The sequence below is a fragment of the Streptomyces purpureus genome (genome assembly GCF_014648195.1).
Classification (GTDB): Bacteria; Actinomycetota; Actinomycetes; order Streptomycetales; family Streptomycetaceae; genus Streptomyces; species Streptomyces purpureus.
On sequence record NZ_BMQQ01000002.1, the window covers coordinates 45,152 to 65,881 of the forward strand.

At 72.7% G+C, this 20,730-nt stretch carries 14 protein-coding genes and 2 pseudogenes; 6 read left to right on the forward strand and 10 right to left on the reverse strand.

Translation table 11 applies throughout. The features are described 5' to 3' along the window. Positions 1-18: 18 nt before the first annotated feature. The 3 genes from pucD to IEZ01_RS04010 are packed head-to-tail and all read right to left on the reverse strand — an operon-like array spanning position 19 to position 3,911. On the reverse strand, positions 19-2,421 hold the full coding sequence (gene pucD / locus IEZ01_RS04000) for a xanthine dehydrogenase subunit D (RefSeq protein WP_189199915.1): 2,403 nt from the start codon (positions 2,419-2,421) through the stop codon (positions 19-21). 3 nt (positions 2,422-2,424) lie between these two features. Beyond that, positions 2,425-3,018, reverse strand: coding sequence for a (2Fe-2S)-binding protein (locus IEZ01_RS04005; protein ID WP_019890312.1), 594 nt, complete (start codon positions 3,016-3,018; stop codon positions 2,425-2,427). Between the two features lie 2 nt (positions 3,019-3,020). Further along, the gene (locus IEZ01_RS04010) at positions 3,021-3,911 is read right to left on the reverse strand and encodes an FAD binding domain-containing protein (RefSeq protein ID WP_019890311.1); all 891 of its coding nucleotides are present in this window, start codon (positions 3,909-3,911) and stop codon (positions 3,021-3,023) included. A gap of 273 nt (positions 3,912-4,184) precedes the next feature. Between IEZ01_RS04010 and IEZ01_RS04015 the strand changes: the two genes are divergently transcribed. Then, the gene (locus tag IEZ01_RS04015; protein WP_189199917.1) at positions 4,185-5,879 is read left to right on the forward strand and encodes a PucR family transcriptional regulator; all 1,695 of its coding nucleotides are present in this window, start codon (positions 4,185-4,187) and stop codon (positions 5,877-5,879) included. A gap of 241 nt (positions 5,880-6,120) precedes the next feature. Here IEZ01_RS04015 and IEZ01_RS34655 read toward each other — a convergent pair. After that, positions 6,121-6,228: pseudogene (locus tag IEZ01_RS34655) on the reverse strand (ATP-binding cassette domain-containing protein); the annotation flags it as partial. Between the two features lie 117 nt (positions 6,229-6,345). Between IEZ01_RS34655 and IEZ01_RS04025 the strand changes: the two are divergent. Together IEZ01_RS04025 and IEZ01_RS04030 are read left to right on the forward strand one after the other, a co-directional pair. Next, positions 6,346-6,573 (forward strand): annotated as a pseudogene (locus IEZ01_RS04025) (hypothetical protein); the annotation flags it as partial. Between the two features lie 86 nt (positions 6,574-6,659). Then, positions 6,660-7,523, forward strand: a complete 864-nt coding sequence (locus tag IEZ01_RS04030; protein ID WP_052185696.1) for a hypothetical protein — start codon at positions 6,660-6,662, stop codon at positions 7,521-7,523. Between the two features lie 191 nt (positions 7,524-7,714). On the opposite strand, the gene IEZ01_RS04035 is transcribed toward IEZ01_RS04030, so the two are convergent. The 3 genes from IEZ01_RS04035 to IEZ01_RS04045 form a co-directional block, all read right to left on the reverse strand. Continuing rightward, complete coding sequence (locus tag IEZ01_RS04035) at positions 7,715-8,293, reverse strand: SUKH-4 family immunity protein (RefSeq protein ID WP_019890306.1); 579 nt, start codon at positions 8,291-8,293, stop codon at positions 7,715-7,717. Positions 8,294-8,451: 158 nt separating this feature from the next. After that, entirely contained in the window at positions 8,452-10,038 is a 1,587-nt protein-coding gene (locus IEZ01_RS04040; protein WP_189199919.1) for a hypothetical protein, read from the reverse strand. 541 nt (positions 10,039-10,579) lie between these two features. Continuing rightward, on the reverse strand, positions 10,580-11,380 hold the full coding sequence (locus tag IEZ01_RS04045; RefSeq protein ID WP_019890304.1) for a GntR family transcriptional regulator: 801 nt from the start codon (positions 11,378-11,380) through the stop codon (positions 10,580-10,582). 148 nt (positions 11,381-11,528) lie between these two features. Here IEZ01_RS04045 and IEZ01_RS04050 point away from each other — a divergent pair, with 148 nt between their 5' ends. Both IEZ01_RS04050 and IEZ01_RS04055 read left to right on the forward strand, forming a co-directional pair. After that, entirely contained in the window at positions 11,529-12,374 is an 846-nt protein-coding gene (locus IEZ01_RS04050) for a (2Fe-2S)-binding protein (RefSeq protein ID WP_019890303.1), read from the forward strand. Between the two features lie 195 nt (positions 12,375-12,569). Continuing rightward, on the forward strand, positions 12,570-13,631 hold the full coding sequence (locus IEZ01_RS04055; RefSeq protein WP_019890302.1) for a DUF2637 domain-containing protein: 1,062 nt from the start codon (positions 12,570-12,572) through the stop codon (positions 13,629-13,631). 123 nt (positions 13,632-13,754) lie between these two features. Here IEZ01_RS04055 and IEZ01_RS04060 read toward each other — a convergent pair whose 3' ends face one another. Next, positions 13,755-14,069 carry an ATP-binding protein gene (locus tag IEZ01_RS04060; protein WP_373287559.1) on the reverse strand — a complete coding sequence of 105 codons (315 nt, stop codon included), beginning with the start codon at positions 14,067-14,069 and terminating at the stop codon, positions 13,755-13,757. 310 nt (positions 14,070-14,379) lie between these two features. On the opposite strand from IEZ01_RS04060, the gene IEZ01_RS04065 reads away from it, so the two are divergent. Next, positions 14,380-17,436 carry an alpha-mannosidase gene (locus IEZ01_RS04065; RefSeq protein WP_189199923.1) on the forward strand — a complete coding sequence of 1,019 codons (3,057 nt, stop codon included), beginning with the start codon at positions 14,380-14,382 and terminating at the stop codon, positions 17,434-17,436. A 26-nt stretch (positions 17,437-17,462) separates the two neighbouring features. Here the strand turns inward: IEZ01_RS04065 and IEZ01_RS04070 are convergent, their stop codons facing one another. Together IEZ01_RS04070 and IEZ01_RS04075 are read right to left on the reverse strand one after the other, a co-directional pair. Further along, positions 17,463-19,205 (reverse strand): pyruvate dehydrogenase, encoded by a 1,743-nt coding sequence (locus IEZ01_RS04070; protein ID WP_189199925.1) that lies wholly within the window; start codon positions 19,203-19,205, stop codon positions 17,463-17,465. 27 nt (positions 19,206-19,232) lie between these two features. Beyond that, positions 19,233-20,576 carry a protein phosphatase 2C domain-containing protein gene (locus IEZ01_RS04075; protein ID WP_189199927.1) on the reverse strand — a complete coding sequence of 448 codons (1,344 nt, stop codon included), beginning with the start codon at positions 20,574-20,576 and terminating at the stop codon, positions 19,233-19,235. Positions 20,577-20,730: the final 154 nt, after the last annotated feature.

Here is a 20,730-nt window from a genome sequence, read left to right on the forward strand (position 1 = left end):
GGTCTCCAGCCGTGAGGGCTAGAGGGTGCCGGTGAGGTGCTCGGGGCGTACCGGCGTCTTGTTCAGCTCCAGGCCCGTCGCGTTCCGGATCGCCGCGAGGACGGCCGGGGTGGACGACAGGGTCGGGGCCTCGCCGAGACCGCGCAGGCCGTACGGCGCGTTCGGATCGGCGAGCTCCAGGACGTCGACCGGCATGGTCGGGGTGTCGAGGATCGTGGGGATCAGGTAGTCCGTGAAGGAGGGGTTGCGCACCTTCGCGGTCTTCGGGTCGACGATGATCTCTTCCATCACGGCGACACCGAGGCCCTGGGTGGTGCCACCCTGGATCTGGCCGACGACGGAGAGCATGTTCAGCGCCTTTCCGACGTCCTGGGCGCAGGCCAGCTCGATGACCTTGACAAGGCCGAGCTCGGTGTCGACCTCCACCACGGCGCGGTGCGCGGCGAAGGTGTACTGGACGTGACCGTCGCCCTGACCGGTGACCAGGTCGAACGCCTGGGTCGGGCGGTGGCGGAACTCCAGCTCCAGGTCGACGGACTCGTCCTCGAGCAGCTCGCCGAGGTCCGCGAGGACCTCGCCGCCGTCGGTGACGACCTTGCCGCTTTCAAGGAGCAGCTCGGCGGTGGCCCACGCCGGGTGGTACGAGCCGTACTTCCGGCGGCCGATCTCCAGGACCTTCTCGCGGACGGCCTCGCAGGTGTTCTTCACCGCGCCGCCGGTCATGTACGTCTGCCGGGAGGCGGACGTCGAACCGGCGGAGCCGACCTGGGTGTCGGCCGGGTGGATGGTCACCTGCGTGACACCCAGCTCCGTGCGGGCGATCTGGGCGTGCACGGTGACACCGCCCTGGCCGACCTCGGCCATGGCCGTGTGGACCATCGCGACCGGCTCGCCGTTGATGACCTCCAGGCGCACACGGGCGGTGGAGTAGTCGTCGAAGCCCTCGGAGAAGCCGACGTTCTTGATGCCGACGGCGTAGCCGACACCGCGTACGACGCCCTCGCCGTGGGTGGTGTTGGACAGACCACCGGGCAGCGCGCGGACGTCCGCGCCCTCGCCGGCCGTCTCCCACTGGCGCTCGGGCGGCATCGGGCGGGCCTTGACCCGGCGCAGCAGCTCGGCGACCGGGGCCGGCGAGTCCACGACCTGGCCGGTCGGCATGATCGCGCCCTGCTCCATGGCGTTGAGCCGGCGGAATTCGACCGGGTCCATGCCCAGCTTCGCCGCGAGCTTGTCCATCTGGGCCTCGTAGGCGAAGCAGGCCTGGACGGCGCCGAAGCCGCGCATCGCGCCGCAGGGCGGGTTGTTCGTGTAGAGGGCGACGGCCTCGATGTCGACGTTGTCGATGACGTACGGGCCGACGGAGAGGGACGAGGCGTTGCCGACGACGGCCGGGGAGGCCGAGGCGTAGGCACCGCCGTCGAGCACGATCCGGCACTTCATGTGCGTGATCTTGCCGTCCTTGGTGGCGCCGTGCTCGTACCGGAGCTTCGCCGGGTGCCGGTGGACGTGCCCGAAGAAGGACTCGAAGCGGTTGTAGACCATCTTGACCGGCTTGCCGGTGCGCAGCGCCAGCAGGCAGGCGTGGATCTGCATCGAGATGTCCTCGCGGCCGCCGAAGGCACCGCCGACGCCGGAGAGCGTCATACGGACCTTCTCCTCGGGCAGGCCGAGGACGGGGGCGATCTGCCTGAGGTCCGAGTGCAGCCACTGGGTGGCGACGTACAGGTCGACACCGCCGTCCTCGGACGGCACCGCGAGGCCGGACTCCGGGCCGAGGAAGGCCTGGTCCTGCATGCCGAAGACGTACTCGCCGGTGACGATGACATCGGCCTTCTTGGCGGCCTCGGCCGCGTCGCCGCGGATGATCGGCTGGCGGTGGACGATGTTGGGGTGGGGGACGTGGCCGGAGTGGTGGTCGTCGCGGCCCGGGTGGAGCAGCGGGGCGTCCTCGGCGAGGGCGGAGGCCTCGTCGGTGACGAGCGGCAGCTCCCGGTAGTCGATCTTGATCTTGGCGGCCGCGCGGCGGGCGGTCTCCGGGTGATCGGCGGCGACCAGGGCCACCGGCTCGCCGTGGTGACGTACCCGGCCGTTCGCCAGGACGGGGGTGTCCTGGATCTCCAGACCGTAGTTCTTCATCTTGGCCGGCAGGTCGTCGTACGTCAGGACGGCGTAGACACCGGCCGTCGCGAGCGCCTCGGAGATGTCGATGCTCGCGATCTCCGCGTGGGCGACCGTGGAGCGCAGCGTGTGGCCCCAGAGCATGTCCTCGTGCCACATGTCCGAGGAGTACGCGAACTCACCGGTGACCTTGAGGGTGCCGTCCGGGCGGAGCGTGGACTCGCCGATGCCGCCCCTGGCGTGCTTCTGGGTGACGTTGGTGGGCGTACCGGCGGGAGTGGTGCGGGTGTTCGGCGCCATGGGTCAGACCGCCTCTCCCTGACGGGCGGCCGCCAGGCGGACCGCGTCCAGGATCTTCTCGTAGCCCGTGCAGCGGCAGAGGTTGCCGGACAGGGCCTCGCGGATGTCCTGGTCGGACGGGTCGGCGTTGCGCTCGAGCAGCTCGTCGGCGGCGACGAGCAGGCCCGGGGTGCAGAAGCCGCACTGGACGGCGCCGGCGTCGATGAACGCCTTCTGGATCGGGGCGAGTTCGACACCCTCACCGGTCTGCGAGTCGGCCGGCCTGGCCTCCCACCGCTTCGCCTGGTCCAGGCTGGTGCCGCAGGCGCCGGTGGCGCAGCCGCCACCCTGGTGGCCTTCGGCGCGCTGCTGCGCGTACTCCGCCAGGCCCTCGACGGTGACGACCTCGCGGCCCTCGACCTGACCGGCGGCGACGAGACAGGAACAGACCGGCACTCCGTCGAGACGGACCGTGCAGGAGCCGCACTCGCCCTGCTCACAGGCGTTCTTGGAGCCGGGCAGACCCATCCGCTCACGCAGGACGTAGAGCAGGGACTCGCCCTCCCACACGTCGTCGGCTTCCTGCGGACGGCCGTTGACCGTGAAATTCACGCGCATGGCTATGCAGCTCCTTCGAGCGTGGCGCCGGTGGAGCGGTACTGCTCCCAGGTCCAGCCGAGCGTGCGGCGGGCCATGATGCCCACCGCGTGGCGGCGGTACCTGGCCGTGCCTCGAACGTCGTCGATCGGGTTGCAGGCGGCGGACGCGAGGTCGGCGAACTGCTTGGCGATCGAAGGGGTGATGATCTTGCCGTTGTCCCAGAAGCCGCCTTCCTCCAGCGCCGCGTTCAGGAACTCCTCCGCCTCCTTGGCGCGCACCGGGGTGGGTGCGGCGGAGCCGATGCCGGTCCGGACCGTACGGGTCTCGGGGTGCAGGGCCAGGCCGAAGGCGCACACGGCGATGACCATCGCGTTGCGGGTGCCGACCTTGGAGTACTGCTGGGGCCCGTCCGCCTTCTTGATATGGACGGTCTTGATGAGCTCGTCGGGCTGGAGCGCGTTGCGCTTGACGCCCGTGTAGAACTCGTCGATCGGGATGAACCGGCTGCCGCGGACCGACTCGACCTCGACCTCGGCGCCCGCCGCGAGCAGCGCGGGGTGGGCGTCACCGGCCGGGGAGGCGGTACCGAGGTTGCCGCCGACACCGCCGCGGTTACGGATCTGCGGGGAGGCCACCGTGTGCGAGGCGAGCGCCAGGCCGGGCAGCTCGGCGCGGAGCTGCTCCATGATCTGGGTGTACGTGACGGAGGCGCCGAGACGGACGTTCTCCTCGCCGGCCTCCCAGTCCCGCAGCAGCTCGACGCGGTTCAGGTCCAGCAAGTACTCCGGGCGCCGGTGGTCGAAGTTGATCTCGACCATGACATCGGTACCACCCGCAATGGGCACAGCCGTGGGGTGCTCTGCCTTGGCGGCGAGCGCCTCCTCCCAGCTGGCGGGGCGAAGGAAGTCCATGAGTGGCCTCTTACGTGATCGGGGGTGGTACTGGGGCCTGGGGAGAAGGCCGGCCCTCGACTGCTTGTTCATTCGCTGTTAACGCGGTGTGTGGCCTAGTACACAAGCCGGGCTCCGCCGAGTGCAGTCACCGAAACCATGAAGGAGTTGGCTGGTGACCATCATCGTCTTGTAGATTCGAACGAAAGGCGGGGCTCATTCACCTCGCCGTTTCCCCCCGGAAACGGTGGCCACAGGTCACCGGCAACAACGAGACAGATCGGCGGCAACGAGATGCGGCTGCGCGCACTGCTGGAAACCGACGCGCTGGGGCTGCGCCTGCTCGGTGGTGAGGACGAGCTGGATCGCACGGTCCGTGGCGTGATGACCACCGACCTCAGGGACCCGAGCCGCTATCTGTCCGGCGGCGAGCTGGTCCTCACCGGGCTCGCGTGGTGGCGTGACGCCTCCGACGCGGAGCCCTTCGTCCGGATCCTGGCGTCGGCGGGGGTGGCGGGCCTGGCAGCGGGCGAAGCGGAACTCGGGGACATTCCCGATGATCTGATCGAGGCGTGTTTGCGCCATCGGCTGCCTTTGTTCGCAGTGAACGAGTCCGTTGCGTTCGCGACGATTACCGAGCATGTCGTTCGACAGGTGTCGGGTGAACGCGCGGGCGACCTGGCGGCCGTTGTGGATCGCCACAGGCGGCTGATGACCTCTGGTCCGGCCGGCGGCGGACCGGAGGTCGTCCTCGACCTCCTCGGCTCCGACCTCGACCTCCGGGCCTGGGTGCTCTCCCCCACCGGCCGCCAGATCGCCGGGGCGGGCGAGCCGCTCGGGCCCGCGCTGAGCGCCCAGCTCGCCGGGGAGCACCTGGCGGCGACCCGGACCGGCCGGCGCGGTCCGCACCGCCTCGCCGTCGGCGGTACGACGTACTCCCTCTTCCCGATCCGGAACACCGGGCGCGGTCCGGCCCCCGCCTCGCGGGACGTCCGCGAGACGGTGCTGTCCGACTGGCTGCTCGCCGTCGAGGCCGACGCGAGCGACTGGCCTGCCGCGCGCCTGGACCTGCTGCAGGGCGTCACCCAGCTGATCGCCGTCGAGCGCGACCGGCGCGAGGCGGCGCGTACGGTACGGCGCCGGCTGGCCCAGGAAGTCCTGGAGCTGGTCCAGACCGGGGCCGCGCCGGCCGAGATCGCGGCGCGCCTGCGGGTCGCGGCGCCGGTGCTGCTGCCGGGCCTCGGCACGGCGCCGCACTGGCAGGTCGTGGTCGCCCGGGTCGAGTGGGACCAGGAGGGCGCGGCGGGCCCGGCCGTCGACAGCGGGCCGGTCGCGCAGGCGCTCCTGGAGGAGATCCTCGTCGACCCGGCGACCGTCGGCTCGGAGTCGGCGGACCGGATCGCGGTGGCGCACAGCGGTGACGAGGCGATCGCGCTGGTGCCGCTGCCGTCGGTGACGCCGACGGAGACGCAGGAGGGCGAGACGATAGCGCTCGGGCTGCACGCGGACGCTCTGCTGACGGCGGTCCGCGAGCCGCTGTCGGCGGGCCTCGACGGCGACGGCCGGCTCACGCTCGGCGTCTCGGCGGCGGTCCACTCCGCGGAGGGCCTGCGCGGCGCCCTGGAGGAGGCCCGCCACGCCCGCCGCGTGGCCGCCGCCCGCCCGGGCCGCGTCTGCGCCGCGGGCCACCACGAGCTGGCCTCCCACGTCCTGCTGCTCCCCTTCGTCCCGGACGACGTCCGCCGTGCCTTCACGGCCCGCCTGCTGGACCCGCTGCGCGACTACGACCGCCGCCACCGCGCGGAACTCATCCCCACGCTGGAGGCCTTCCTCGACTGCGACGGCTCCTGGACCCGCTGCGCGACACGTCTGCACCTGCACGTGAACACCCTGCGCTACCGGGTGGGCAGAATCGAGCAACTGACGAGCCGCGACCTGTCGCGCCTGGAGGACAAGCTGGACTTCTTCCTGGCGCTGCGGATGAGCTAACGGGCCCGCCCAGACGGGGCGGGGCCCGTTGGGGGCGGGCTCCCGCGCCCCGTGGGCCCCGGTCCCGGACGCGAGAGCGGGCGCGGTCCGGTCGGGCCAGGCACGGGACCCAGGCGCCGCGTCAGGGGCGCGGCCGGAGGATCCGTGCGGCCATGACGGGCGGCCCCCGCGCCTCAGAGGGCGGGGCCCAGGACCCGGCAGCACGGCCGCATCGCCGGTCGTACGGCGCGAACCGCTCGGCCGCGTCGCCCGCCGTGTCGAGGTTGGCCGTCGTCTCGTCGAGGACGAGGACCCGCGGGTCCGTCAGCAGGGCCCGGGCGAGGGCCACGCGGGCCCGCTGCCTCCCCGACTGCTCGTCGCCGACCAAGTGGCCGGATCCATCTGGGTGTTGGACCTCCCGGACGGCCGGGTCGCGGGCGTGCTCGAAGGCCGCCATCTCGCCGAGCACGCCGGATTCCTCGCCCTGCCCGGAGGGCTCAGCGCCTTCTGGGACGGCGTCCAGCGTCGCGCGATCGCGGCATCACCCGCCGTCGGGTTGACCGCCGTCACCCGTGGCGGTCATGGCGAGATCCATCTCTTCGACGGGGACCGCCCGATGGGCACGCTGACCGTGCCCACGCCCATCGACGACGGCGGTCACCTGGCACTCGTCGCTCCCGGCGACGGCGCCGAGGCCGATCCGGTGGGGCGCTGACCCTCTCCTTGATCACGATCGCGCACCGATAAACACAGGACGATTGTGAAATCATTCACCTGAGCCCTTGGCCCGGCGCGCCATCCATGCTGAGATTCGACCGGACTCAACAGCTCAATGTCGCGCTCGGGGAGGGCAATGTGGCGGATACCGCCATGTCTGGTTCCGGTTCCGAAACAACGGATGGCGACGATCCGTCCCCTGCCTACGGCAGGGAGACCCCCATGGAGACGGCCATATGGCGTCTTCGCTCCCGCGGCTGCTGGACCGACGCGGCCGCGCTGCTCACCCCTCACGCGGGTGAACCGGCCGCGGCCCTGGAGCGGGCCGCGCTGCTGATCGAGCAGTGCCTATACACCGAGGCGGGCTGGGCCGAGGCCGAGGAGGCGCTGCGCGCCGCCGAAGCAGTGGCCCAGAGCGACGAGGAACGCGGGGCCGCCGCCTGCGAGCGGGGCTATCTCGCCTACGCCTCCACGCTGTTGGCCGTACGCGACCGGGCCGACGAGGCGCGGGCCGCGCTCGGCCGGGCGGCGGCGCTGATCGCGCCGGAAGGCGCGGGGCGGCCGCTGCTCGACTTCCGGCGCGGTCTGATCGCCCAGAACCTGGGCGACTCTCCGCAGGCCGCCCGCGCCGCGTTCCTGCGCGCCCACACCGCCGCCGCGGCCCAGGGGGACAGCCTGCTGCTCTCCTCGACCTGGCGCCACATGGCCGGAATCGCCCTGCGCGAAGGGGAGTTGGCGGAGGCGCGGCACGGCTTCGCCGAGTCGCTGCGGATCCGCGAGGAGTTGGGCTACCTGGTGGGTACGGCTCCGGCGCTCGCCTCGCTCGCGGACACGGAGAGCGAGCCGGAGGCCGGGCGGCTGCGCGCGGAGGCGGCGCGGCTGTTCCGTCTGCTCGGCGGGGTACCGACCTGGCTGGCGGGCCGGCTGGCCCCGCAAGCGGCGGTCTGACGACCACCGTTCCGACCTGTCACCGAGGGCCCCGTGCGCGGGCCCTCGGTGACGCCGGAGCGGGACGTTCAGTACGTTCCGCCGAGTACGTCCGGATGCGTACGTACCCGCTGCGTGCGTTCCGCCGCGTACGTACCCGCCCAGTACAGTCCGCTGCGTACGTCCCACCAGTACGTTCAGCCGCGTACGGCTCAGTACGTTCCGGCGGCGAGGTTCTCGAAGAGTTCGTGCCACTCGCTGCGGCGGTTCTCGAACGGCAGTGGGTCGCGGGCGCGGATGTCCTCGACGATCCGGCGTACGTCGGCGTCCCGCGACTCGTGGGCGGCGTCCGCGCGCTCCTCTGCGTCGACCTGGCTCTGGACGTACGCGGCCAGTGAGGCGACGGTCCGGGCGAAGGACGACAGGTCCCCGTGGATCGCGAGCGCGGTCATGGGGCCTTCGGTGAACTGGTGGACCGTTCCGGTCCTGGGGTCCACGGCGACCATGTTGACCGGGAAGTTGCCGAGCCGGACCCAGCCGTCGACCTCCTCGCCGACCTTCCAGCCCAATTCCTTGAGCTCTGCGGAGGAACAGAAGCGGTCCGGGTCGAATTCCGGACCCAGGCCGAAGAAGAGCTCGAGTTCCTCATCCCCCGGAATACCGATCTCGGTGAGGAATTCCGCGGTCGCCCCATCGAATCCGTAAGCCTGGGCGACATCACCGGAAAGGCGGTGGACATTGTCCTCGCCCACGGTCCTGACCAGCTCAGCGTGATCAACCGAGAACAGCATGAAGGCGTGCCACCTACCTTTTCTTTGCTTCCAATGGCCGGCCGTCGGATTCGGGTCATCATACCGCGACCAAGATCGCTCCCCTTGCGCCAATTGCCCCGTGTACCGGCCCGAATGCCCGAATGAACGCCGATGTCCGCCGATTCGCGCGGGCCGGTTCAGTGCCCGGGCGTGAGGCTGAGGAGGGCTTCGTCCATACCGATGACCACGGCGCCGTCCGCCGTCACGGCCACCGCCCGGACCGGCGGTCCCGGCCGGAAGCCGAGGGGCGCGCCGCCGTCGGAGCCGTACAGCTCGACGAGTCCGTCGCCCCAGGCCACCGCGAGCCGCACCCCCGCCGGGGTGTGCGCGGCATGCAACGCGACGACAGGGAAGGGGCGTTCGGCAGCGGGCACGGCGAGCGGGGCGCGGCCCGGCGCCCAGGCCCGTACGGTTCCGTCGGCCCCGCCGCTGTGGACCAGGGGCGCGGGGGTTCCGACAACGCCGACCGCCGTGACCCGGCCGCTGTGCAGCGCCGCCTGATGCACGTCCGTAAGGCCGAAGGCGTGGACGGATCCCATGCGGTCGCCGACGAGGACGATGTCCTCGGCGGCCGCCAGTGCGCTGCCCGGGTGGCGGGCGAGGGTCGCCGCGACGGCCTCGGTCAGCCGCCGGGTCGCGCTCGGGCCCTGCGTCCCGTGCTCGGCGTGGAGTCGGCCGCGCTCGTCGAGGAACAGCACGCTGCCGTCGGGAAGCGCGGCCAGGGCCCTGGCTCGACGGGCGGGCGGGGCCGGGACGAGCCCGGCGGGGGTGGCGTCCTCGGCGTTCAGGAGCCGTACGGTACCGAGTTGATCGGCGGCGAGCAGCCGGCCCGCCGACGGGCCGGCGCCCACGGCGAGCGCGACGACCGGTCCTGGCCAGGGCGGGGTGAGGTCGCCGCGCACCCTGGCCCAGTCGACCCGCCAGGGCGCGGGCGCGGCCAGCTCCGCCAGGGCCGGGCGCAGCCGGGGGTCGGCGCCGTCGCCCAGCGCGGCGAGCAGCACCAGCGCGCGGTCGGCGGGGGTCTGGTCACGGCACAGGGACTGCCCTGCGCGCAGCCAGGCCTGCCGGAGCCCTCCATGGTCGTCGCCGCCGTGGTCGTCACCGCCGTGTCCGATGCCGTAGGCGGCGGTGACGGCGAACGGATCGGCCGCGCAGACCGCGGCGGGGTCGTCGAGGTCGGGCAACTCGTGGACGGGCGCGGGCGGTTCGGGCTGGCGGCGCTCGGGGTCGAGGTCGAGCACGGTGGGCCGCAGGGCGGCGAGGCTGGCGTGGACGTCGGTGCCGGCGGGGGCCTCGACGACAAGCCGGAGGTGGCCCAGTTCGCCGAGGGCGGCGACGAGTTCGGTGAGCGGGCCGGGCTCGGCGGCCTGGTGCAGCCCGGGCAGGACGACGACGGTACGCCGGGGGTCGGTGGCCAGGATGCGCACCAACTCCCCCGGCTCGCGGGCCACGACGCCGAGCCGGTCGGCGAGCAGCCAGGCCGCGCCGAGGGCGCTCTGCCCCTCCAGGGGCACGCGCGCGTGGATCGCCCGCTCACGGGCGGCGCCGCCGCGGTCGCCCTGGCGGGCGAGCCAGTCGAGCAACCGTGCCGCGCTCCGTCGGCGCCCACCGCCGCCGACGAGACAGAGCCGGGGCGCGGCGGGGTCGGCCAGCCAGTCGAGCAGCGCGGCGGCCGCGGCCTCCAGACCTGCGGGCAGCCGCCTGCGCCGCGTGGCCCGGGTCATACCCGCCGCCCCCGTCGCGCAGCGCCCGGGAGGGAAGGCGCGGAGGGCCGGGTGCGTGCCCCGGAGATGGGGCGTACCTCCTGCGGGAGCACGGCGGCACGCGGCAGGGCCCCGTCTACCCCGGAGCAGGCACCGGCCAGAGGACGTACCTCCTGCCCGAACACAGCGGCGCGCCCCAGGGACCCGTCCGCCCCGGAGCGGGCACCGGCCAGGGGGCGCACCGCTTTCGCAAGCGCGGTGGCGCCTGGGAGGGAAGGCTCGGAGGGCCAGGTGCGTGCCCCGGCCAGCAGGCGCACCTCCCGCGGGAGCACAGCGGCACGCGGCATGGTCCCCTCTGACCCGAAGCGGGCACCGGCCAGAGGACGTACCTCCTGCCCGAACACAGCGGCACGCGGCAAGGTCCCGTCCGCGGACGGGAGTTCGCCGCCCTCGTCCGGGTGCCGGACCGCCGGCACGGAAGTCGCGGACGACATGGGGCACCTCGCGCACGGACCAGAAGCGTCTGACGGTACGACCTTAGTACCCGCGGCCTCCCGTCCGGTCAGCCGTCGGCTCCGGTGAAGTGCTCTCGTACGAGTGACTGGACCACGGTCAGGTCCTGGGCGGCGAGCGCGTCGAGGAGGGCGGTGTGTTCGGCGGCGTCGGCGACGAGGTCGGCGTGGCGGCTGACGGGGGCGGCCATGAGCGGCCACTGGGAGCGCCGGTGCAGGTCGTCGGCGACGGCGACGAGCTGGTCGTTGCCGGCCAGGGAGAGGACCGCGCGGTGGAAGGCGCGGTCGGTCTCCGCGTAGTGCGCGCGGTCGCCGCGGGCCGCCGCGGCGGCGGTCGCCTCGGCGAGGGGGCGCAGCTCGCACCAGCGCTCGGCGGGGACCGTGCGGGCCAGCCGCAGCATGACGGGGATCTCGAGGAGGGCGCGGACCTCGGCCAGCTCGGCGAGTTCGCGCGGGGTGCGCTGGATGACGCGGAAGCCGCGGTTGGGGACGACCTCGACGGCGCCTTCGAGGGCGAGCTGCTGCATGGCCTCGCGTACCGGTGTGGCGGAGACCCCGAAGCGCTCACCGAGGGCGGGGGCGGAATAGACCTCGCCCGGGACGAGCTCGCCGCCCACGAGGGAGGTGCGCAGGGCCTGGAGTATCTGGCCCCGCACGGAGTGGCGCTGGACCGGCCGGGGGCTCTGGGCGGGGGCGGCCGGCTCGCTGTGGGTGTGCTCGCCGCGGGCCTGCTCGGGGACCCGGTGTTCCGCGGGGGCGCAGGGCTGTCCGGGGGCGCGTACCGAAACGGCAGGCGCAGAGGGCGCGTGCGGGCGCTCCGTCGCCCTGTCGCGCGCTGTGCTCTGCTCCACCCGGGTCCTCCTGGGGCCTCGTCCCGGACCCCGCTCACGGTGCAAGGGCCTCATGTGCACCATAGGCGGACACAGTGGCAGTTCAAACATCGATCGCATCGGGTAAGGTAAGGCTTACCTGCTAACGATCGCGATTCGGTGGTCCCGCATGTCACTGCCCGCACTGCTGCCCGGCCTCACGTCGCCCGTCGCTGCGGCGTACACCCGGCTCACGGAGGTCTTCCCCGGCCTGGGCATACGAGAGCTGGCGGCGGGCGAACAGGCCCCTCGCGGTGGGGGCTGGGTCGGCGCGGACGAGCTCGCGGCCGGGGGCGCCGCCCTCGACGCCTTTCTCGCCTGGGACAACGAGCAGGTAGTGCGGGACTACGGGCAGCGCGCCCGCCCCGACGTGGTGGCCGGCTTCGGACTGCACCGGTACGCCTGGCCCGCCTGTCTGCTGGTGACGGTGCCATGGTTCCTGGACCGGCGGGTGCCCAGGATCCCGGTCGAAGGGGTCGCCTTCCAGCGGACACTCGGGCGGATGACAGTACGGATCGAGGAGTTCGCCTGCCTGCCCGGCGACCCGGCGGCCGCGCTGCCCGGCGCCCGGGTCGTGGCGGACGAGGAGGCGCTGCGCGCCGAGGTGCGCGACTCCGTCGCCGAGCACTTCGCCCGGATCCTGGAGGGGTTCGGGCCTCGGATGCGGCGCGGACGGCGGGCGCTGTGGGGCATGGCGACGGACGAGATCGTCGAGGGCCTGTGGTACATCGCACATCTGCTCGGCGAGGAGAGCCGGGCGATGGCGGAGCTGGAGCTGCTGCTCCCGGGCACCGAGAAGCCGTACGTGGGCACGGCGGGGTTCCGCGAGCTGACCGGGCCGGGCGGGGCGCCGCTGCCCACCCGGGACCGGTCAAGCTGCTGCCTCTTCTACACCTTGCGCCCCGAGGACACCTGCGTCACCTGCCCGCGGACCTGCGACGCGGAGCGGATCCGCCGGCTGAGCGAGACCGCCTGACGTTCATGCCACCCGTTCGGGTGGCATGAATCGAACTCAACTCAGCTTCCGCAGATGAAAGTTCGACCAGAACGCACCTATTTGTATGCCTCGTCGCCTCAATGGCGTTCTCTTGCCCGGAAACCCCGTGGGCAGCTGTGGGCTTCGGCCAGTATGGGCCGCCGAAACGCCCCACTGCGATGCAAGGGACACCGCATGAGACTGACCGACATATCGCTGGACTGGCTGCTTCCGGGTGGCGTGATGCTCGCCGGAGTCCTGACGGCGGTGGCGGTGCTCGCGCGCGGCAAGCGCGCCGGTGACCAGACCTCGGCCGACGACACCTGGGAACGCAGCGAGGAACGCCGACGGCGCAAGGAGGCCGTCTACGGCACCGCCTCGTACCTCCTGCTCTTCTGCTGTGCAGCGGTCGCCGCCGCACTCTCCTTCCACGGCCTGGTCGGCTTCGGCCGACAGAACCTCAGCCTCACCGGCGGCTGGGAATACCTGGTCCCCTTCGGACTCGACGGCGCGGCGATGTTCTGCTCGGTCCTCGCGGTCCGCGAGGCCAGCCACGGCGACGCGGCCCTCGGCTCCCGGCTGCTCGTCTGGACCTTCGCCGGAGCCGCCGCCTGGTTCAACTGGGTGCACGCCCCGCGGGGCCTGGGCCACGCGGGCGCGCCGCAGTTCTTCGCCGGGATGTCCCTGTCGGCGGCCGTCCTCTTCGACCGGGCCCTGAAGCAGACCCGCAGGGCCGCCCTGCGCGAGCAGGGTCTGGTGCCGCGTCCGCTGCCGCAGATCCGGGTCGTACGGTGGCTCCGGGCGCCCCGGGAGACCTTCGGCGCCTGGTCGCTGATGCTGCTGGAAGGCGTACGGACGCTGGACGAGGCCGTCGAGGAGGTCCGGGAGGACCGGCGGGAGAAGCAGCGCAACCGCCACCACCGGCGGGAGAAGGAGAAACTGGACCGGGCCCGCTACCGCGCGATCAGCCGGCAGCACCGGGCCTGGGGCATCGGGCGGGGCGGCGGCCGTCAGGTCGAGGTCCAGGCCCTCACCTCCGCGGCGGGCTCCGCGACGGCGGCCGTGGGGTCGTCGGTCGCGGAGCCGGCCATATCCGACCCTGGACAACTGCCGCTTCGACCCCGGCCCTCCCTCCAGGCCGTGAAGGGCGCTGAGCCCCGGACGGTGGATCTCACCGCCGAGGACGACACCCAGACCCTGCCGCGTCTCGACTCCCTCGAGCGCAAACTCAAGGACCTGGAGCAGCAATTCGGCTGAATGCCGCCCACGGCGCTCCCCGCGCCGGCGACACGGGCGGGTCCACCCCTTCGACGGGCGGACCCGCCCGTCGCCGTATCAGGCCCGCCCGTGTCAGGCCCACCGTTGCCCGGCCCGCCGTTGTCAGGCCGTCGCCTTGCCGTTCAGCTCGAACCAGACCACCTTGCCCGCCCCGTCGGGGCGCACCCCCCAGGAATCCGCCAGCGCCTGGAGCAGTACCAGTCCCCTGCCGTGCGTACCGTCGTCGGCGTACGGTGCGTGCGAGGGTCCGGGCAGGCCGGCGACGTGGTCGCGCACCTCCACGCGCAGGGCGTCGGGGGCCACGGTGGCGGTGACCTCCGCGCCGTGGTCGGTATGTATCAGCGCGTTGGTGACCAGCTCGGTCGCGAGCAGCTCGGCCACGTCGCAGGCGCCCGCTTCGCCCCAGTGCCGCAGCATGTCGCGCAGGGCACCTCTCACCTCCCGTACCGCCGAGAGGTCCGCGCGCCCGACTCTCCGGCGCCACCTGGTCGACTGCCCGCTCATAGCCCCCACCCGCACGACGTCACGACCTCTCAGCTCGAACACGCTCACGGAATGCATGCCCCACCCCGTAGCGCCCATTCATGTCGAATCGTCAATCACCGGATGCATCGGGGTAAGTCAACACTCGGCCGTATGCGCCGTATGCGCCGTACGCGCCGTCCGCGGGAAGCCGTGCGAGAGACACCGAAAGACACCGAGGGACACCGGAGACAGGGGTGCTGCGATGCATGACGACCGTCCGCAGGTGGAGGCGCGCCTGGAACGCGCGCTCCGCCGATTCGTCCGGCCCGCGCAGTACGGCGAGCGGGTCCCGCTCACGCTCTCGGTCTGGCACACCCCCGGTGAGCCGGTGCCGGCCGCCGAGGCGCTGCGGGCCACGTACGAGCCGTTCGACCTGGGCACGCCCTGGGGGCCGCCTTGGTCGACGAGCTGGTTCCGGCTGCGCGGCACGGTGCCGCGTGCCTGGGCCGGACGCCGGGTGGAGGCGGTCGTCGACCCCGGTTTCACCGGCGAGGGGCCGGGCTTCCAGGCGGAGGGCCTGGTCCACGACGCCGAGGGGGTCCCGGTCAAGGGCATCCATCCGCGTAACCGCCATGTCCCCGTCGCCGCGCCCGCCCGGGGTGGGGAGAGCGTCGACCTGCTCCTGGAGGCGGCGGCCAACCCCGCGGTGCTACGGGACTTCGAGCCGACCGCGCTCGGCGACGTCCTGACCGCGGGGGACCGGCCGCTCTACCGCTTCGCCGCCGCGGACCTCGCCGTCCTGAACGAGGACGTGTGGCATCTGACCCTGGACGTCGAGGTGCTCTCCGAGCTGATGCGGGAGCTGCCCGAGGACCGCTCGCGGCGCCACGAGATCCTGCGCGCGCTGGAGGACATGCTCGACGCGCTCGATCTGCACGACGTGCCGGGCACGGCGGCCCTGGCGCGGGAGCGGCTCGCGGACGTCCTGGCGCGGCCGGCGGCGCCGAGCGCCCACCGGGTCTCGGCCGCGGGGCACGCCCATATCGACTCGGCGTGGCTGTGGCCGCTGCGCGAGACCGTGCGGAAGGCCTCACGCACCTTCGCCAATGTCACGGCGCTCGCGGAGGACTACCCGGAGCTGGTGTTCGCCTGCTCCCAGGCGCAGCAGTACGCCTGGGTGAAGGAGCACCAGCCGCACATCTGGCGGCGGATCCGGGCGGCAGTGCGGGCGGGCAACTGGGCGCCGGTGGGGTCGATGTGGGTGGAGTCGGACGCCAACATGCCGGGCGGCGAGGCGCTGGCCCGGCAGATCGTCCACGGCAAGCGCTTCTTCGAGCAGGAGCTGGGCGTCGAGACCCGGGAGATCTGGCTGCCCGACTCCTTCGGCTACACGGCCGCGTTCCCCCAGCTGGCCCGGCTGGCGGGGGTGCGCTGGTTCCTCAGCCAGAAGCTGTCGTGGAACCAGTCCAACCGGATGCCGCACCACACGTTCTGGTGGGAGGGCATCGACGGCACCAGGGTCTTCACCCACTTCCCGCCCGTCGACACCTACAACGCGCAGTTTCACGGCCGTGAACTGGCGCACGCGGAGCGCAACTTCGCCGACAAGGGGCGGGCGACCCGCTCCCTGGTGCCGTTCGGCTGGGGGGACGGCGGGGGCGGTCCCACCCGGGAGATGCTGGAGAAGGCCCGTCGGCTGCGGGATCTGGAGGGCTCTCCGCGGGTGGCGATCGAGCCGCCGTCGGCGTTCTTCGCCGCGGCCGAGGAGGAGTACGGAGCCCAGGCTCCGGTCTGGTCGGGCGAGCTGTACCTGGAGCTGCACCGGGCCACCTACACCACTCAGGCCAAGACCAAGCAGGGCAACCGCAGGTCCGAACATCTGCTGCGCGAGGCGGAGTTGTGGGCGACGGCCGCGGCGCTGGCATCCGCCTCGTACACCTATCCGTACGAGGACCTGGACCGGATCTGGAAGACGGTCCTGCTCCATCAGTTCCACGACATCCTGCCCGGCTCCTCGATCGCCTGGGTGCACCGGGAGGCACGGGAGACCTACGCGCGCGTGCAGGAGGAGCTGGCGGGGATCACCGCCACCGCGCTGGCCGCCCTGGGCACCGGCGGGGATCAGGCAGTCGTGAACACCTCACCGTACGAGCGGGTGGAGGTCGTCGACGCCGAGAAGGGGGCACCGGTCCTGGTGCGGGTGCCGGCCCTTGGCGCGGCCCCGCTGCGGCAGGACCGCGTGCCGGCCGGCGCGAGCGGCGCCCGTGTCGGGCGTGAGGGGATCGTGCTCGACAACGGGCTGCTGAGGGTGGTCGTGGACCAGGACGGGCTGCTCGCGTCCGTGCGGGATCTGCGGGCCGGCCGGGAGGTCCTCGCGCTCGGCGGGCGGGGCAATCTGCTGCAACTGCACCCCGACCACCCCAACCAGTGGGACGCCTGGGACATCGACCGGCACTATCTGCGCAGCCGCACCGATCTGACCGCCGCCGACTCCGTCGAGCTCGTCGAGGAAGGTCACCTGCGCGCGGTGGTACGGGTGGTGCGGAGCTTCGGGGCGTCGCGGATCACCCAGGAGATCGTGCTGCGGTGCGCGAGCGCCCGGCTCGACGTCGTCACCGACGTCGACTGGCAGGAGTCCGAGAAGGTGCTCAAGGCCGCCTTCCCGCTCGATGTGCACGCCGAACGGTCTACCGCCGAGGTCCAGTTCGGACATGTGCACCGGCCCACACATACCAACACCGGCTGGGACGCGGCCCGGTTCGAGATCTGCGCCCATCGCTGGCTGCGGGTCGCGGAGCCCGGCTACGGCGTGGCGCTGCTCAACGACTCGACGTACGGCCATGACGTGAGCCGCGCTCCGCACGCCGACGGGCTCGGTACGACCGTACGGCTCACCCTGCTGCGGGCGCCGCACAGCCCGGACCCCGAGACGGATCTTGGCCGGCACCGCTTCACCTACGCGCTGCTGCCGGGGTGTTCGGTGACCGATGCCGTACGGGAGGGGCTGGCGCTCAATCTGCCGCTGCGCGTGGCGCCCGGGGTGCCGGCGCGTGGGCCGCTGGTCGAGGCCGGTCATCCGGCGGTGACGGTGGAGTCGGTGAAGCTCGCCGACGACCGGGGCGGTGATGTGGTCGTGCGGCTCTACGAGTCGGCCGGGTCGCGCGTCACGACCACGCTGCGTACCGCCTTCCCGCTGCGCAAGGCGCGGGTCACGGATCTGCTGGAGCGGCCGCTGCACCCCGCCGAGCGGGACGGCGAGGGGGTGGTGGTGCAGCTGCGGCCGTTCCAGATCCTCACGCTGCGGCTGACCCCCGCCTGACGGGCCGGCCCCGGGGCTGCGGGGGCTCAGGGACGGGGGACGTTGCGCAGGTTGGAGCGGGCCATCTGGAGCATCCGGCCCACTCCCCCGTCCAGGACGATCTTGCTGGCGGAGAGCGCGAAGCCGGTGACCATCTCCGCCTTGATCTTGGGCGGGATGGACAGGGCGTTCGGGTCGGTGACCACGTCGACGAGCGCGGGGCCCTTGTGCTTGAAGGCGTCCTTGAGGGCGCCGGCGAGCTGCTTGGGCTTCTCGACCCGGACGCCGTAGGCGCCGGCCGCGCGGGCGAGGGCGGCGAAGTCGGGGTTGTGGTTGGCCGTTCCGTACGAGGGCATGCCGGCGACCAGCATCTCCAGCTCCACCATGCCCAGCGAGGAGTTGTTGAACAGCACGATCTTCACCGGCAGGTCGTACTGCACGAGGGTGAGGAAGTCGCCCATCAGCATGGCGAATCCGCCGTCGCCGGAGAGGGAGACGACCTGCCGGTCGCGGTCGGTGAACTGGGCGCCGATCGCCTGCGGCAGGGCGTTGGCCATGGAGCCATGGCTGAATGATCCGATGATCCGGCGCCGCCCGTTGGGCGTGAGGTAGCGGGCGGCCCACACATTGCACATGCCGGTGTCGACGGTGAACACGGCGTCGTCGTCGGCGAGTTCGTCGAGGACCGAGGCGACGTACTCGGGGTGGATGGGGCGGTGCTTCTCGACCTTGCGGGTGTACGCCTTGACGACGCCTTCGAGCGCGTCGGCGTGCTTCTTCAGCATCTTGTCGAGGAACCGCCGGTCGGCCTTGGCCCGCACCCGGGGAATCACACACCGCAGCGTCTCGCGCACATCGCCCCAGACGGCCAGGTCCAGGGTGGAGCGCCGGCCGAGGTGTTCGGGGCGTACGTCCACCTGGGCGATCTTGACGTCGTCGGGGAGGAAGGCGTTGTACGGGAAGTCGGTGCCGAGCAGGATGAGCAGATCGCACTCGTGGGTGGCCTCGTAGGCGGCGCCGTAGCCGAGCAGTCCGCTCATGCCGACGTCGTAGGGGTTGTCGTACTGGATGAACTCCTTGCCGCGCAGGGCGTGGCCGACGGGCGCCTTGAGGCGCTCGGCGAACTGCATGACCTCGGCGTGGGCGCCCGCCGTGCCGCTGCCGCAGAACAGTGTCACCTTGTTCGCGTCGTCGATGAGCCGGACCAGTGCGTCGATCTCGGCGTCGCCGGGGCGGACGGTGGGTCGGGAGGTCACCAGGGCGTGTTCGATGCTCTTCTCGGGGGCGGCCTGGGAGGCGAGGTCCCCGGGCATGGTCACCACGCTGACCCCGCCGCGGCCGACCGCGTGCTGCACGGCGGTCTGCAGCAGCCGTGGCATCTGCTGCGGGTTGGAGATCATCTCGCAGTAGTGGCTGCACTCGCGGAAGAGATGGTCGGGGTGGGTCTCCTGGAAGTAGCTGAGCCCGATCTCGCTCGATGGGATGTGCGAGGCGAGGGCGAGCACGGGGGCCATCGAGCGGTGTGCGTCGTACAGGCCGTTGATGAGGTGGAGGTTGCCCGGGCCGCAGGATCCGGCGCAGGCCGCCAGCTTGCCGGTGATCTGTGCCTCGGCGCCGGCGGCGAAGGCGGCGGCCTCCTCGTGGCGGACGTGGATCCAGTCGATTCCGGCCGTGCGCCGGATGGCGTCGACGACGGGGTTCAGGCTGTCGCCGACGACTCCGTACAGCCTGCGCACGCCGGCGCGGACCAGGATGTCGACGAATTGTTCTGCGACGTTCTGTCGGGCCATGGGTCCATCAACCCATGACCGGTGGCATTACGCCTCCCAGACCGCCACGGCCGTACGGTCGTCGGCGTACCCCTTCACCCGGGTCTGGGTGTCGGCGAGGAAGGCCGCGAGGCCGGGCGGTCCGGCCGTTCCCCAGCGTGCGGCGAGCGCGTCGGCGAGCGCGCGCTCGCTCCGGACCGGTTCGGCGAAGCCCTGTGCGGCGAGGAGCAGCGTGTCCCCCGGCCGGGCGACCGAGGCGCGGAAGCGAAACGGTTCGGCCGGTGGGGGCAGCGGTCCCTCCACGGCCGGGGGCGCGGCCTGGGTGACGCCGAGGGCCACGGTCAGCGGGCTTGCGTCGGGACCCTGTTCGCCGACGCGGGGGTCCTGGGGCGGCGAGCCGAAGCCGACGACCGCCTCGCCGGTGACGGCGCCAGGGTCGGGCAGCGCGGGTTCGAGGTCCTGCCAGGCTCCGTCGCGCAGCCGGAAGAGCCCGCCCGGACCGACACCGAAGAAGACCCGGGTGCGGCAGTCGGGGTCTGCGGAGAGCAGCAGGCAGCGCAGGTGCGCGGTGTACTCCTGCGGGTCGGCGCCGAGTTCGGTGGCGCGGGCGCGGAGTCTGCCGTACGTGCGGTCGGTGAGCCGGTGCAGCCCGGACTTGAGGTCGCCGCGGCGGCCGGCCCGGATGTCCTCGGCGAGCCGGGTGTGGCTGCGGCCGACGGCTTCGCCGATCCAGCGGCAGGCGTCGGCGGCGGCCATATGAGGGGCCGCGGCGGCGCGGGCGCCGGTGGCGACGGCGACGAGGACGAGGGCTCCGCGGCCTTCGCCGAAGCGGGCGGTGATGAGCGCGTCGCGGCGGGGCTCGCCGCGGTAGCGCGCGGAGTCGCCGCGCACGGAGGCGGCGCGCAGGGTGTACGTGCCGTACCGGGCGCCGTCGAGGACGGTGTCGGCGACGAGTTCGGCCAGCTCGTCGGGGTGTGCGGCGGGCAGGGCGGTGGGCTCGGGGTCGTAGGTGGGTGGTCCGTCGCCGACGTAGCCGGTTCGGGGGTCGGCCTGGGGCGCGGTGGTGGGTGGCGGCGGTGTGCTGGGGGCGGGCGGGAAGGTCCGCGGCCCTTCGGCGGGGGCGGCGGGGGACGGTGGCTCCCAGGGGGCCCGCTGCCTCGGCGGGCGGGGTGGGGCCGGTGGGGCGGTGGGTGGGGGTGGGGGTGGAGCTGTGGGCGGTGGCGGTGCGGCCGTGGGCCGTTCGGGTGACGGTTCGTCATCGTCGCGCCCTGCCGTGGGGCGCGTGTCGTCCGGTGTCCCGGCGCCTGCGGCCGTGTCAGGCGCGGTCTCGTCGTAGAGCTTGTCCCACCAGTCGTCCGGGCCGGCGGTCCGCCTATCCCCCTGCTGAGTCATGCCCTTATTGTCCACCGCGGGGGGCGTACGAAAACGGCGCATCCAGAAAAAGCGGAAAAGGAGTCCGCCGGGCGACCCCACCCCCCACGGGAAGGACGCCCGGCGGACCGGCGTGATCAGCGCACGTCGTCAGCGCGGACCACGGTCTGGGTGG